This is a genomic window from Dysgonomonas termitidis (assembly GCF_042654545.1).
In the GTDB taxonomy this organism is placed as follows: Bacteria; Bacteroidota; Bacteroidia; order Bacteroidales; family Dysgonomonadaceae; genus Dysgonomonas; species Dysgonomonas termitidis.
Window position 1 is genome coordinate 15,320 of the sequence record NZ_JBHSGN010000161.1, and the last position, 14,827, is coordinate 30,146.

At 44.3% G+C, this 14,827-nt stretch carries 13 protein-coding genes; all 13 read left to right on the top strand.

From position 1 onward, the window contains the following. Window positions 1-18 precede the first annotated feature (18 nt). A complete protein-coding gene (locus ACFO6W_RS24525) occupies window positions 19-276 on the top strand; it encodes a DUF4099 domain-containing protein (RefSeq protein WP_380001488.1) in 258 nt (85 codons plus the stop codon). 159 nt (window positions 277-435) lie between these two features. Next, window positions 436-2,574 carry a type IA DNA topoisomerase gene (locus tag ACFO6W_RS24530; protein WP_380001490.1) on the top strand — a complete coding sequence of 713 codons (2,139 nt, stop codon included), beginning with the start codon at window positions 436-438 and terminating at the stop codon, window positions 2,572-2,574. Between the two features lie 294 nt (window positions 2,575-2,868). Next, a complete protein-coding gene (locus tag ACFO6W_RS24535; RefSeq protein ID WP_380001492.1) occupies window positions 2,869-3,099 on the top strand; it encodes a hypothetical protein in 231 nt (76 codons plus the stop codon). Between the two features lie 11 nt (window positions 3,100-3,110). Beyond that, entirely contained in the window at window positions 3,111-3,350 is a 240-nt protein-coding gene (locus tag ACFO6W_RS24540) for a hypothetical protein (RefSeq protein WP_380001494.1), read from the top strand. 105 nt (window positions 3,351-3,455) lie between these two features. Further along, window positions 3,456-4,370 (top strand): PRTRC system protein E, encoded by a 915-nt coding sequence (locus ACFO6W_RS24545; RefSeq protein WP_380001496.1) that lies wholly within the window; start codon window positions 3,456-3,458, stop codon window positions 4,368-4,370. 3 nt (window positions 4,371-4,373) lie between these two features. Continuing rightward, window positions 4,374-4,595 carry a PRTRC system protein C gene (locus ACFO6W_RS24550; RefSeq protein WP_380001498.1) on the top strand — a complete coding sequence of 74 codons (222 nt, stop codon included), beginning with the start codon at window positions 4,374-4,376 and terminating at the stop codon, window positions 4,593-4,595. Between the two features lie 30 nt (window positions 4,596-4,625). Then, entirely contained in the window at window positions 4,626-5,705 is a 1,080-nt protein-coding gene (locus ACFO6W_RS24555) for a hypothetical protein (protein WP_380001500.1), read from the top strand. Window positions 5,706-5,716: 11 nt separating this feature from the next. Continuing rightward, window positions 5,717-6,412: a PRTRC system protein B gene (locus tag ACFO6W_RS24560; RefSeq protein ID WP_380001502.1), complete on the top strand. Its 696-nt coding sequence runs from the start codon at window positions 5,717-5,719 to the stop codon at window positions 6,410-6,412. After that, the gene (locus ACFO6W_RS24565; RefSeq protein ID WP_380001504.1) at window positions 6,409-7,200 is read left to right on the top strand and encodes a PRTRC system ThiF family protein; all 792 of its coding nucleotides are present in this window, start codon (window positions 6,409-6,411) and stop codon (window positions 7,198-7,200) included. Before ACFO6W_RS24560 ends, ACFO6W_RS24565 begins: the two co-directional genes overlap by 4 nt. A 608-nt stretch (window positions 7,201-7,808) precedes the next feature. Then, window positions 7,809-8,363, top strand: coding sequence for an RNA polymerase sigma-70 factor (locus ACFO6W_RS24570; protein ID WP_380001506.1), 555 nt, complete (start codon window positions 7,809-7,811; stop codon window positions 8,361-8,363). 86 nt (window positions 8,364-8,449) lie between these two features. Beyond that, window positions 8,450-9,430, top strand: coding sequence for a FecR family protein (locus ACFO6W_RS24575; protein WP_380001508.1), 981 nt, complete (start codon window positions 8,450-8,452; stop codon window positions 9,428-9,430). Between the two features lie 180 nt (window positions 9,431-9,610). Further along, entirely contained in the window at window positions 9,611-12,868 is a 3,258-nt protein-coding gene (locus tag ACFO6W_RS24580) for a TonB-dependent receptor (RefSeq protein WP_380001510.1), read from the top strand. Window positions 12,869-12,887: 19 nt separating this feature from the next. Continuing rightward, window positions 12,888-14,549, top strand: coding sequence for a RagB/SusD family nutrient uptake outer membrane protein (locus ACFO6W_RS24585; protein ID WP_380001512.1), 1,662 nt, complete (start codon window positions 12,888-12,890; stop codon window positions 14,547-14,549). The last annotated feature ends 278 nt before the right edge of the window (window positions 14,550-14,827 follow it).

Below are 14,827 nucleotides of genomic sequence, written 5' to 3' on the forward strand. Positions count from 1 at the left end.
ATTTATAAAATAAAATTTATGAAAACAAAAACCGATAATACGCCTTTCAAGGCGGAAGATGTGAACTGGGAAGAACTTTCCGGAATCGGCATCAGGAAGGACGACCTGGAACACTCGGGCGAACTTGACACGCTGCTGAGCGGCAATAAAACCAATGTGATACCGCTCAGCCTTGTCCTGCTGGGGATCGATGTGGTCATGGACGCGACCCTGCAACTGGTTCGCGAAGGGGACTCCCCCTTACTTGAAATCACCGGCATCCAACCCGCCGCTTAACAATTCACTGACCCGCCGTTTTCCCAGCCAGTACCAAAACTGCTGCGGGAAACGGCTTCTTTTTAAGGTCACAGACCTGTTTATTGTCCGTTCAGGCATAGCTGTTACCATCAGTTATAACTTTAAAACACAGCATTAAACTTATTAACAAATCAATTTATGATCGCAATATTGACAGAAAAGCCTTCTGTAGGCATGGATATTGCCCGTATAGCCGGGGCAAACGAAAAACATGACGGCTACATGAGCGGAAACGGGTATATGGTTACATGGGCCCTGGGACACCTTGTTTCGCTCGCCCTTCCCGGACACTACGGGCATTCGAGGACGTCCGCCGCCAGCCTTCCCGTCCTGCCGGACCCGTTCCGACTGGTTATCCGCCACAAAAAGACAGACAAAGGGATGGTTACCGACAAAGCCGCGGCAAAACAACTGAGTGTCATCGGCAAGGTATTCGACCGGTGCGACAGCATTATTGCAGCTACGGACGCGGGACGTGAAGGTTGTTTGATCTTCCAGTACATATACCGTTACCTGGGATGTACAAAACCCTTCAAACGCCTGTGGATCTCTTCGCTCACCGATGAAGCCATAACCAAAGGAATGGCAAGCCTCAAGGCAGGCAGCGACTATGATGCCTTGTACATGGCGGCCGATTGCAGGGCGAAAGCCGATTGGCTTATCGGATTAAACGCGAGTATGGCGCTTGCCGTTTCTTCCGGGACGGGTAATAATTCACTCGGCAGGGTACAAACCCCGGTGCTTGCCATGATATGCGCCCGTTACAGGGAAAACAGGAACTTCATTCCCTCGGACTATTGGCAGCTGCATGTCACGCTCGAAAAAGCGGACGCCCGCCGCCGGTTCCGTTATACGGAGGACTTCAAAGAGAAAGAAGAGGCGGAGAAACTGTTTGCCCGCCTGAAAGCCTGCCCGTCGGCACGGATTACAAAAGTGGAGCGCAAAACGGTCTTCCAGGCACAACCCCTTTTATATGACCTGACGGCGCTGCAAAAGGATTGCAACATTCACCTCGGCCTCTCCGCGGAAAAGACACTGGAGACAGCCCAAAGCCTGTATGAGAAGAAGCTTATTTCGTATCCGAGAACATCTTCCCGTTATATACCGGAGGATGTGTTCCGGGAAATACCTTCCTTATTACGCATGGTTTTGCGTATGGACAGGTTCAGGCATTTTGAGGGAGGAATAGATACGCTTCACCCCGAAACAAGATCCGTCGATGACAGGAAAATAACCGACCACCATGCGCTTATCATAACCGGGGATTACCCGCAGGAATTATCCTCCGCGGAAAAGAATGTGTACCACATGATTGCCGGACGGATGCTGGAAGCTTTTGCCCCAAAGTGCGAAAAAGAATCGTTCCTTATCGAAGCATCTTTCGAAGGCTTGCTCTTCCGTTCCCGTTCCCAAAAGGTACTTTCCCGCGGATGGCGGAACGTATTCGATTACCCGGAGGACAAGGAAGAAGACGAAAAGGACGCGGATGAAAATCCCGCTGAATTTGAAGAGGGAGAAAACGCGAAGGCGGGCGGGTATAGCCTGGCCCGGAAAAAAACGATGCCTAAGCCGCTATATACGGAAGCCGCCTTGCTGGCGGCGATGGAGACCGCGGGAAAGAACATTTCCGACGAGGCGCTCCGTGAAGCGATGAAAGGGCAGGGATTGGGTACTCCGGCAACCCGCGCGGCAATCATAGAAACGCTGTTCAAAAGGGAATACCTCGAACGCTCCGGCAAATCGCTGCTGCCTACCCAAAAAGGGCTCTTTATCTATGATGCCGTCAAAGATATGCGGATAGCGGATGCGGAAATGACAGGCCAATGGGAAAAGGCGCTCGCGGATATGGAAACGAAGGACGGGGCACCCGGGACCTTTATGGAAGCGATAGAGGCCTATACCCGCCGGATAACCGCAGAGGTGTTGTCGCTGAGATTCCCGGAGCAGTCAGATAATGCGATACCCTGTCCCAAATGCGGGACAGGAAAAGTAACCCTGCATGCAAGGCAGGCTAAGTGCGGCAACGAAAAATGCGGCTTGCTTATATACAGGAAATGCCTGAACAGGGAACTTTCAGACAGCCATATCCGGGAGCTGCTATCCACCGGATCGACAAAGCTGATCAGGGGTTTTAAGGGCAAAAAGGGAGATACGTTCGATGCCAGGCTGGTTTTCGACCAAAAGTACGACATCACCTTTTCCTTCCCCAAAACTGAAAAAAACGACCGGAAAAAGGCTGTGAAGCCGTCCGGGTGCAGCCGTAAAAAGAAAATGTAAGCAGAACGGTTTTGGAACAGGTAAAAAGCACAGGGCGTATTGAACTGTGCTTTTTTTATAGCTGCCAAGGTAAAAAAGTGAAGGAAGAAAAAAGACTCCTTGTTATCCCGGTTCATTGGCAAATGTAGCTTCGTGTCCTTATCCACAGGCAAGGCCGGGCCCCGAAGGGTTTTCGCAAAAATCATCCTCGCTATGCTCCGGTATTTTTACGAAAAGCCTTGCCTGTGGGGACACTGCGCTTTGCCTGCCCCTGAACCGGGAACAACAAGGAGTTCCCATAAAAAAAGAACAGATATGAATGCAAATAACAATTTTCCTTCAGCAAAGAAATGGATAAAGGCTGGCGCCGTCCTTATCATAGCCTTATTGGGCTTCAGCTATTTATACCGCCACGGCGTATCCCCGGTATGGGCGGCAATACTCATTGTCCTCTTTCCCGGTATTTTCCGCTTCATATACAAAGTGGTGTGCTTCCTGGTAGCGCTGGCTATCCTTATTGCCATCATCCGTTTCATTATCATCTGATTATAGGAAATATGGAAGCACAGAAGAATGTACAGGTATATAATATCACGGCTGACGGTATAAATGCTGGTATGTCCGTCCCGCAGCAAAGAGTTCCTGTAAAAGAAACTCCCGGAATCAAAACCGGTATGCCTGAAAGGAGCGGCAGCGGCCCCGTCAGGGTTGGTAAGCTGCTGGAACCGCTACGGCAGATTATCAACCATCCCGACCGTAACAGGCTGATAGCGGAATTATTCAGGGACTACAGGTAAAACGAAGATGGAAAAGCTAAAGAAAGCGTAGCCGGATGTGGAAGCATATCCGGCTATGGCTTTTTTTTAGACTTTAATATTAATAATCATTTTAAAATTACAATTATGTTTTTTACCCAAATCAATCAAATGATGAACCAGGCGGTAGACATCACGCTGGTCATCCGCAAAAAAGAAGGACTGTTAATGGTATCGGCCATGCCGAAAACAAACGGGTTGAAGGATGAGGCGCAAAATCACATCGTGCCGCTGACCGTCACCGGAACACCCGAAGAACTCGACAGGGGATTCCTGCCGACGATTTGCACGCCGATCCAAAAAGCGGCAGGTTTGCTGGCCAATATGAGCCGGTTCGAACAGCAGGCCGATAAAGCGGCGGCAAACTCCAAAGCTGCCAAAGAGCTGAAAGATAAAGAGACGAAAGAAGCCAAAGAGAAAAAGGAGAAATTCGAGAAGCTGATGAAAACGGCAACAGAACTCGAATCCGGCCAGAAATATGCGGAAGCATTGGCAAACCTTAAACAGGCGCGGACTTTCGCGGCATCGCAGGCTCTCAAAACGGTTGATGAGAAAATCAACGCGGTACGGATGAAGATGAACCAGGGGAGTTTGTTCGGGCCGGAGCCGCAACAACCGCAACAACAGGCACAGCAGGTACAATCTACCCAGGCACAACCTGTCCGGCAATCCATACCGCAACCTGTTCAACAGCCAATCCGGCAACAGGTTAACCCGCCTGTCTACAACACCGGACAACAAGCTGTGGGACAGCAGGCAAACGGCCATATGAATGGGAATTATTCTCCCGGAAATAACGGACAACCCCTATACTATGGGCAGCCTGCATACAATAATAATCCGTACAACGGGCGGGTCATACCGGAAGAACTCGGGGAAACCGAACCCGCCTTCGTCGTCAGCGCAGACTACTCGGCGCACAGGGAAGGCGAATACGACCAGTATCCCGATTTTCCCGGATATCCTGAAAATAATAACATGTATAACCATCAAAACAGATAAGCTATGCCACTTGTAGTTAATGGAATGGAACGTTCCTTCGCCTTTAAGAAAGGTACGGAACAGGTTGAACTGAGTGATCCGAACCCTTCCGACTCCCCGGAAGCAGTAATGAGCTATTATTCCAATATATACCCGGAGCTGACCACCGCGTCGGTACACGGGCCGGAAATAAGGGAAGACAAAGCGGTTTATGAGTTCAAAACCACAATCGGGACAAAAGGTTAACCGAATGGAAACAGCTAAAACAAAGAAACCATGCAAACAGTTGGAACCCTCGCAGCTACATTCCCTGGCCAGGTATATCATAGGCCAGACAGAACGCGACGTTCACAGCGGAGTGAACAGGAAAAAACGGATTACGGCGCCCAGCGGCGCTGTAATGCTTTTCTGAAAACGGCATTCACCCCGATCGCGCCCGCAACCGTTACCCGGAACTGGCAGGGGGAGGATATTAATTATGTCACCAAAGGAAATTACACCTACCTGCTGGAATCGGCAATGAGGTATGCCTCGCTTATGGGAGTCCCGCTGGTACATAATCCGGGGAACAGTATCGGTGAAGGGATCTCGAATATCTATGACGAGCTGGACAGTATTATAGGGGAAATTAACCTCAATATAGAACCCTTTGAAGATAAGCTGCAATTCGTATTGTGGAAATACCATACCTGGGGCGATTATACCTTTTACTGGCTGCCTGTGAAGTTTACGGAGACCCTGAATCCGAAGCTGAGGAAAATAGCCCGCTCGTTTATCCACCGGTTCATGCACAGCAACGGCATGGTGACAACCAATGAAGCCTTCGATGTGGAATGGATACAGGAATGGGCGGAAGACGGCCTGCAGGAATGCGATCCCGGGGACAGAAAAAGAAACGCGGGGCTGCTGGCTTCCTATAAGTCGGGAAAGATATACAGACTGATGGAGCGGATCGGTTCAAAATCCTGCTATAAGAATCTGCCGGCAGCACTGGACAGGTATGTTCCCAATAACGAATTCGAAGGGGAACTGGCCGGGATATTCAGGGAGGGCCTGCAGTTTATCGGGAAGGATAAGCCGTCCATCATGTCATACGGGTATGACCCCCTGGATGATGAAGACAGGGACTATCATCCGGTAGATATGGAGCGTATGATAAGGGTTGTTTACGACCTCGATGATTTTGTGACCGAATGGATGATGGACTGGGCGAACAGCGAACTGAGGGAGTCTTACGACATATCTCCCGCGACACAACTTGCGATCTCTCCCGATACAACTGAATTATTCTCGATGGATCGATACCCCGACAACTTTTTCAAATGGTTTGATAGACTGTGTACATTAATCGCTTAATAAAATAACCTATGAATAAACTGACTGAACAATTGAAATCCCTTTACAGGCCGAAAGCTGCGCTGATCGCATACCAGGGGGAGAATACCAAAAACGACGAGTATTTCCTGGAATTAAGGCAGATAGATAAAAACGGGACCATGGGCGAAGCAATACCCGTGACCTACAGTTTTATGAATGATATAGCCGCGAACTTTTCAGAGGCATACAGCTGGATACCCTCGGGAGTATTGCCGGAAAACTTCCTGTTTGCCGATACGCGGAAAGGGCATGAAAAATATATCTGGTGGAATCCTCCGTGTAAACGGATGATGTATTTTGTACGGAACCTGGGTATTGAAAGCGCGGAGTACCATGTGCCGGGTATTGTCTATATCGCCAGAGAAAGCGGCCTGTCCGTATATGCTTACAAGGATATAAGACCATCGGAAGGGACGGAACTGTTCCGGGCCCCGTTCTTCAATACCTCGGAGAACAGTGTGTGCCTCGGAACGGCAAAGCTGCAAAAGCCGGTTAACCCGGCTTTCCATGAATTACTGGAATATTGGGAGAAGAAATTCTGGCTGACGGAATTCTCCCACCTCGGCGGTGCAGGGAACCCGACTAAAAGCAACCTCGTACTTGTAACCAAAGCGGCAGAAGACAAGGAATTCGATACGGATGAGTTAAAACCGCTAAATAAAAAACTAAAAGACATACTGGAATGAAAAGGGTACACTATACGGATAATTACCTGATAAATCCTCAGCACCCGGTGACGGTAAACCTGATCGGAGGAGGGGGTACGGGATCGCAGGTGTTGACCTGCCTGGCAAGGCTGGATGTGACATTAAGGGCGCTGAACCATCCGGGGCTGTTTGTGACGCTCTATGATCCGGATGAAGTAACAGAGGCCAATACCGGAAGGCAGCTGTTCGGTTATTCCGATTTCGGACTGAACAAGGCGGTATGCCTTATCTCCCGGATTAATAACTTCTTCGGGAATGACTGGCGGGCCATACCCGGATTGTTTCCGGCAGTCGCCAAAGACGCGAAGGAAGGGAATATGGCGAATATCACCATCACCTGTACCGATAACGTGAAATCCCGCCTGGATATGTGGAACTTCTTAAAGACAGTCCGGGAAATAGGGAATTACACGGATTACAGGACGCCGCTCTACTGGATGGATTTCGGGAACGCGCAGGCTACAGGGCAGGTAATCATGGGAACGGTACAGAAAAAGATCCCGCAACCCAAATCGAAGCAATACCAAACGGTTGGATCGTTAAAGGTAATAACCGAGTATGTGAAATATTCTGCCGTCAAAGTGGAGGATTCGGGGCCGAGCTGTTCCCTCGCCGAGGCTTTGCAAAAGCAGGATTTATTCATCAACTCGATGCTTGCTCAACTCGGATGTAACATCCTGTGGAAAATGTTCCGGCTGGGGATGATCGAATATCAGGGATTATACCTGAATCTGGAAACCATGAAAGTGAATCCGATCGGGGTGTAGAGAATAATATACGATTTAATTTTTACTCATTCAAATTTTAATCTCTTTTTTAGTTTTGCTAATATTGCGACCGAGAGTTAGTTCTTTGAATATTTCGTACAAATCAATCTGCAGATAACCAATCATTCACAATGAGGTCATACAAGATATAATCTTTCTAAACAATAGAGTCTTCGAACTTCCTATCTAAAGTATATCAGAGCTATAGAGTATATGTCAGAATCACAATGAGTGGATCAATTCACTAAAGAGATATTCGATACTGATAACACATGGAGGGGAAATGCATATACATAAATTTTTTCAGGAGCAAAGAAAGATCATAAACTCATTACTTAGATAGATATTCTTGAAGTGGTTTTGAAAGAACAGGATTAGTTGTTAGTATTATCAATCTTATTCTTATTTTGTGGGGGTAGTTTCTACTGATGTATGTAAACTCAAATTTGATGGAGTGGATATTTGCAAACGATTGCATATAAAACAAACTTGTTTTGCGGTATAAGAGGCAATCCGTGCTTTTTCTTCAATTATCTTTGGTAAACTGTGCTCTGAGTCAGAAAAAAAGTATATTTTGGTGAATTGTTTTGGACTTTTAAAAAATAAAAATGCTAAACGATGAATCCTTGATAAGGCAGCTAAGTCTTGGAAGTTCCGAAGCTTTTACAGCAATATACGGACAATATTGGAGGCAGGTATATGATTTTAGTAAATTATACCTGCGCGATAAAGACTATGCCGAAGAAATTGTTCAGGAAGTATTCATCAAGGTTTGGGAATCGCGGGAATTCATAAAAGAAAATGATAATTTTAAAGGATTATTATTTATTATAACCCGTAACCTTATATTTAATAAACATCGTAAAAAAGTCAATGAAGATTTTTATAAAATGACCATTTTAAGGGCCATGGAAGAATCTTACGATATAGAAGGTGAAATAGATGCAAAAGACCTAAGTCGCTATATTGATTTGTTGATAAATGAACTGCCTCCGCAACGCCGTCTTATCTTTAATCTTAGCCGCAAAGAATTCAAATCATATAGGAAAATCGCAGAACAACTGAATCTGTCTGAGAAGACAGTTGAGCGCCAGATAAGTGAAGCCATAAAATTTATCCGTCAGAATTTGTTATTTATAATATACTTATATACAGTCGTATAAATTGATAATCCATATTTTTTTCATCGTTGAATGGGGGATGTTCTCTTTTCGATTGTATTTATATATAGAAACTAATACCAGAAGATATGGATCCCAAAGTAATTGTGGAAAAAATATTTAAGGATGACCTGACAGAGAAGGAGCAGGCCGATTTGTTGCACTCGCCTTCGGTTACCACTCAGATGAGTAAGCAATGGGATGATGCGCCGGAGAGTGCCGATACCGACGGCATTGATGAACAGACGCTATGGGAAACAATCAAAGCTAATACAATCGAAAAAGCATATCAGCCGGAAAGAGGCCGGCATAAATTCAGTTTCTATAAAATATATAGTGTTGCCGCATCTGTTCTGATAATTATCGGATTGGGACTCTTCACATATCTCAAACCTGATAGGATAGTTCGGGAGGAGGTTTATATTGTTCATTCCGGGCACCAGGATATCAGTCTCGTAATATTACCCGATAGCACGCAGGTAAAAATGGGACCGGGGAGTAAACTGACCTATCCCAAGCAATTCAGCGGAAAATCGAGAGAAGTAACATTGTATGGGCAGGGATTTTTCGATGTGAAGAAAAATAGAGAGAAGCCTTTTATCGTACATACGCCTCAAATGGATGTTGTAGCCTTGGGTACTGCATTTGAGATATTCAATTATGATGGGAATAACAAAATTGAAACAATTCTATTGAACGGTAAAGTTAAAATATCATATCCGGAGAAAGCCAACCCAGAACCGGTTTATTTATCACCTAACGAGAAGATGACATACAACCGTGCGAACAAATCGGTGACAGTAGAAAAAGTAGATGCTGCAAAATATACCTCCTGGCATGAGCAGGATATCCTGAATTTTGAGAATGAGACATTGGCAATGATCCTGCCACGGTTGGAACAATGGTTCGGTTGTAAAATATCATGTCCCGAAAATGTAGCTAATCATTATCGTTTTACCTTTAAAGTAAGGGATGAATCCATAGAACGAATTTTTGATATGATGAAAAAGTCTACACCGGTACGTTACAGGAAAACAGGAAATACAGGTTATCAGATATATATCAAGTAGTAAATAAATAAGTCAATAAAAACCAAACTAATACCATCAGCTTATGTATACCGACGACACTTAAAAAAAGAGTTGGAGAACAATGTCTCCAACCCCGATATTGAAATCAAGTCTTTAATTAATCAGCAGTATCAGGAGTCCAAGCCACAACTGCTAACTATACTAAAAACACATAAAAGTATGAAAAAAATCAGAGAAAGGGATTATAATGTCCCTCTATTAAGAAAAATACTTCTAATTATGAAAATCACGACTTTGCTATTAATTCTTGCGGTATGTAATATTGCTGCTTCGACTTACGGGCAATCCGGTAAGATTTCGATGAAGAAAACCAGCAGCATATGGGATATTTTGAAAGATTTAGAAAATAACAGCGATTTTACTTTTTTCTTCAATGATAATCAGGTGGACAGGAATAAGAAAGTTTCTGTAAATGTGAAAAATACAACAGTAGAGAATACTCTGGAACAAATATTCCAGAATACAGAATATACATATCAGGTCGTTGGACAACAAATTCTTATCAAGGTTAAAAACGAATCCATAGAGGAAGTTGTTCAGCAAAAAGACAAAATAGTGACAGGAGTTATAAAAGATAATCAGGGAACACCTGTTGCCGGAGCCAGTGTTGTAGTAAAAGGGACTACTGTCGGTACAGTAACCGATGCTGACGGAAATTTCAGCCTCAAAGTACCGGATAATGCCATACTGACAATTTCATTTATCGGATTTAAGCCCAGTGAGATTTTAATTAAAGATGCAGCACCTCTGTCTGTTACGCTGGAGGAAGATATGGGACTATTGGATGAAGTTATCGTTATTGGATATGGTGGGGTAAAGAAAAACGATGCTACGGGAGCTGTCTTGGCTATTAAGCCCGACCAATTGAATAAAGGTAGCCAGATTAGTGCTCAAGACGCATTGATAGGTAAAATACCGGGTGTATATATTATTCCGGGGAGCGGAGCCCCCGGCGATGGAGGAACTATCCGTATCCGTAGCGGTTCTTCTTTGTCGGCAAGTAACGATCCGTTGATTGTCATCGATGGAGTACCTATCGATAATTCGTCTATCCAAGGTTCATCCAATATCATGAGTGTTATAAACCCGAATGATATCGCATCTTTTACAGTATTAAAAGATGCTTCATCTACAGCTATATATGGTTCCCGTGCCAGTAACGGGGTTATTATTATCACAACAAAAAAAGGCGCTGCCGGCTCATCCGTAAAATTGAACTACAATAATCATTTTACAGTGGGCACTGCCACAAAAAAGATAGATGTGCTCAACGCAGATGAATTTCGTGCATTCGTAGCGGAACACAATGCCTCTTCTCCTTCTGTTGTTGCAGGTTTAGGTACGGACAATACCGATTGGCAGGATGAGATCTACCGGACATCTTTCGGTCACGAGCACAACCTGAGCGCAACAGGAAGCCTGAAGGATACGCCGTATCGTATCTCATTGGGATATACAAATCAACAGGGGATAATCAAAACGAATAATTATGAACGTTTTACCGGAGGATTTGGATTAAGCCCGTCTTTTTTCAACAAACATCTGACTGTTAACCTGAATGTGAAGGGCAGTTATGAGAAAAACAGGGATATTGACAGCTCTGTTGTACCTGGAGCAGTATTTTTTGATCCTACACGTCCTGTACATGTAAACAACAGTGATTACGGACTGGGCTATTTTATATGGTTGTCGTCAGGAGGGAAACCGCTGGGACCAGTGGGGCTCAATCCTGTTTCTATCCTTGATCTTCGAAACAGTGTGGCTAAAATAAAGAGAAGTATAGGTAATGCAGCCATCGACTATAAAGTGCATGGATTGGAAGATCTCCGTTTCAACCTCAATCTTGGTTATGATGTACTGAAGAGTGACGGTCGCGAACTGATACCGGATAATGCCCCGAAAACATATGTAACTATAAAGTTAGACGGGCAGGGACAGGATCGTACTTATATTCAGAAGAAGCGAAATTATCTAATCGACTTTTATGGGAATTATAATAAGGAACTCGGAATTCACCATATAGATGTGATGGGAGGTTACGGATGGCAACATTTCTGGACAAAATTTAATGAAGAGAACCTGAATCATAAAGGAGAGGAGTTATTTCCCCCGACTCATTCCGAATCTGAATATTATCTTCTGTCATTTTACGGACGGCTCAATTATAGCATTGCATCCAAATATCTGTTTACCGCAACGTTGCGGGCTGATGCTTCGAGCCGTTTTTCTAAAGACAACCGTTGGGGATACTTCCCTTCGGCAGCTTTTGCATGGCGTATCGATCAGGAGGATTTTATGAAAGACGTCAGGGCTCTGTCTGACCTCAAACTCCGTTTGAGTTACGGACAAACAGGCCAGCAGGACATTGGATCCGACTATCCCTATATGTCTACATATACAGCAAGTTACGACAATGTCCGTTATATGTTTGGAGACCGGTGGTATACAACTTACAGGGCTGACGGATACGACCCGGACATAAAATGGGAAAGTACCGAGACATATAATGCCGGAATCGACTTCGGGTTCTTTAAAGGGCGTATCAATGGCAGTATCGATGTATATTACCGTAAAACAAAAGATCTGCTGAACAGAATATTGGTTGCGGCAGGTTCCAATCTGTCCACTGAAATATACACCAATATAGGCTCGATGAAGAATGCCGGATTTGAGTTCGCTCTGAATACCGTACCTGTGTCTACGAAAGATCTGAATTGGGACTTTAACGTGAATCTGACTTATAATAAATCTGAAATCACAAAGTTGAATATGATAGACTCCGACACATATGTCGTGAAAGTAGGGGCTGTTTCATCAGGAAAGGAAGTCCAGATACATGCTGTAGGGTATGCGCCATATACTTTCTATCTGGCACAACAGGCATATGACGAGGACGGCAACGCATTGGATGGAAAATATATACAGGCCGACGGAAGTATTTCGTCAGATGATACATATCGTCGCAAGGCCAAATCCCCGAATCCGAGAGTATATATGGGCCTTTCATCCAAAGTGACCTATAAAAACTGGGATTTAGGCTTTAACGCCCATGCTTCGTTTGGTAATTATATCTATAACCATCTTGTGGCCGATGATTATAAAGGCAGGGTGTATGATTTAAGTGCTTACAAGAATATTCTTAGGGTAACAAGAGATAAAGGATTTGAAGTCCAGCGGCTATATTCCGATTATTTTCTCGAGAACGGCTCTTTCTTCAAAATGGATAATATTACAGCGGGATATACTTTCCCTAAATTGGGTAAATCGGATATGTCGTTACGTTTGTCAGGAGCGGTTCAGAATGTATTCATTATCACCGGTTATTCGGGACTCGATCCTGAGATATATTCCGGTATCGACCGTAATACATACCCGCGTCCAAGAGTATATACACTTAGTTTAAACTTAAACTTTTAATCAAAAGGAGATTTAAAATATGAATGCTTTAAAATACATATCAGCTATACTATTATCGGTATTTCTATTTTCATCCTGTCTGGGTGATTTGGATACGTTGCCGATTGACGATAACCAGCTTGTGGCCGATAAGCTTTATGCCGATCCCGCAAATTATAAAGGAGTGTTGGCTAAATGTTACGCCTCCCTTATCCTCCCCGGACAGTTAGGTCCTAGCGGTGACAACGATCTGGGATCATCGTTCGATGAGGGTTACGGGGGATATTTGCGTGCCCTGTTTTATTTGCAGGAGTTGACAACGGATGTGATCCTTATGCCTTCAGCTACAAATGGATTGCGCGACTGTGTTGTTACAGGATGGACGCCTAATACAGCTGTTATTCGGGGGTGCTACAGTCGTCTCTATACTAATATTGGCTACTGTAACGAATTTCTACGGCAGACTACCGATAATATGCTGCAATCGAGAGGAGTAGCCAATGACCCGGAGATAAAGAACAATCTGCCTCTTTATCGCGACGAGGCCCGTTTTATCCGTGCTTATTATTACACTGTGCTTTGTGACCTGTTTGGAGACATACCATTTGTTACGGATGAAAACAGGGTAGGAAACCTGCCGGAGCAGAAATCCCGTAGAGAGATTTTCGATTATGTAGAGACGGAGCTGTCAGACCTTTCCCTGAAACTGAAAGATCCGCATCAGAATGAATACGGACGTGTAGATAAGGCTGCAGCATGGCTTCTCCTTTCACGCTTATACCTGAATGCTCAAGTCTATGTGAATGCCGACAGGAACGCGGATGCATACAGATATGCTAAAATGGTAATCGACGCCGGCTTTCCTCTTGCTGCCGAATACAGGTATAACTTTATGGCAGACAATGATACTTCTCCGGAAATAATATGGCCTTTGGTACAGGATGGAACCAATACGCAAACACAAACTGGAGCTAATTTCTTTGTTAGGGCTTTTTACAGCGGTAGCATGGATGGTTATTTCACAACGGGAATTGGTGCTGGTGGCTGGTCTAATGTACGTGTACGCCCCGAATTTGTAAACAAATTTGAGGATTCGGACCAGACTTTTGATGTCAACGATGTATGGGGCACAAAGAAAAAAGATAAGAGAGCCCAGTTCTTTACAGTGGGACATCAAAAGGAGGTTGCGACAACATCAGGACAATTTTCCACAGTATTTACCGATGGTTATGCCTTTATTAAATGGCGTAATGTACGCAAGGATGAGCAGGCTGCCGGCATTGCCGCATACGCGGAGATCGATATCCCTCTGTTCAGGTCGGCTGATGCCTATCTGATGGCAGCCGAAGCTATCTTGCGTAACGGAGGAGGAACCCGGACGGAAGCATTAGGCTATGTGAATGAAGTGCGCAACCGGGCCTATCAATCAGGAAAATACGGAACAGGTGTTTCCGGCTCTATCAATGATAATCAGCTTACACTTGATTTTCTGTTGGATGAACGTGCGCGGGAGTTGAGTACGGAACTTGTCCGCCGCACAGATCTGATTCGCTTCGGTAAGTTTACGAAGAACTATAATTGGTCATGGAAAGGAAATGTACTCAGGGGAAAAGATGTGGATGATAAATATCTCCTTTTCCCGATACCCGAATCCGATTTGAGCGCAAATCCAAACTTGGTGCAAAACTCTGATTATAAATAAAGTATACAACAAGATGAAAAGATTAAAAGCTGTGAAGCCTATTGATTAACTTTAATATTGAGAAAAGAAGAATAGACCGAAGTCTAAATCTCTTTGGTCTATTCTGGTTTACCTTAAAATATTATCTTAGATTTATTTAAAAGATATGAATACCCTTATAGAACTCCATATTTTTATTATTATTTAAAAATATTCCAGAGCATTCCCGCTCTGAAAAAATATATTATTAATTTTTATTGACTACTTAATCATATGATATCTCGAAATATATATATACT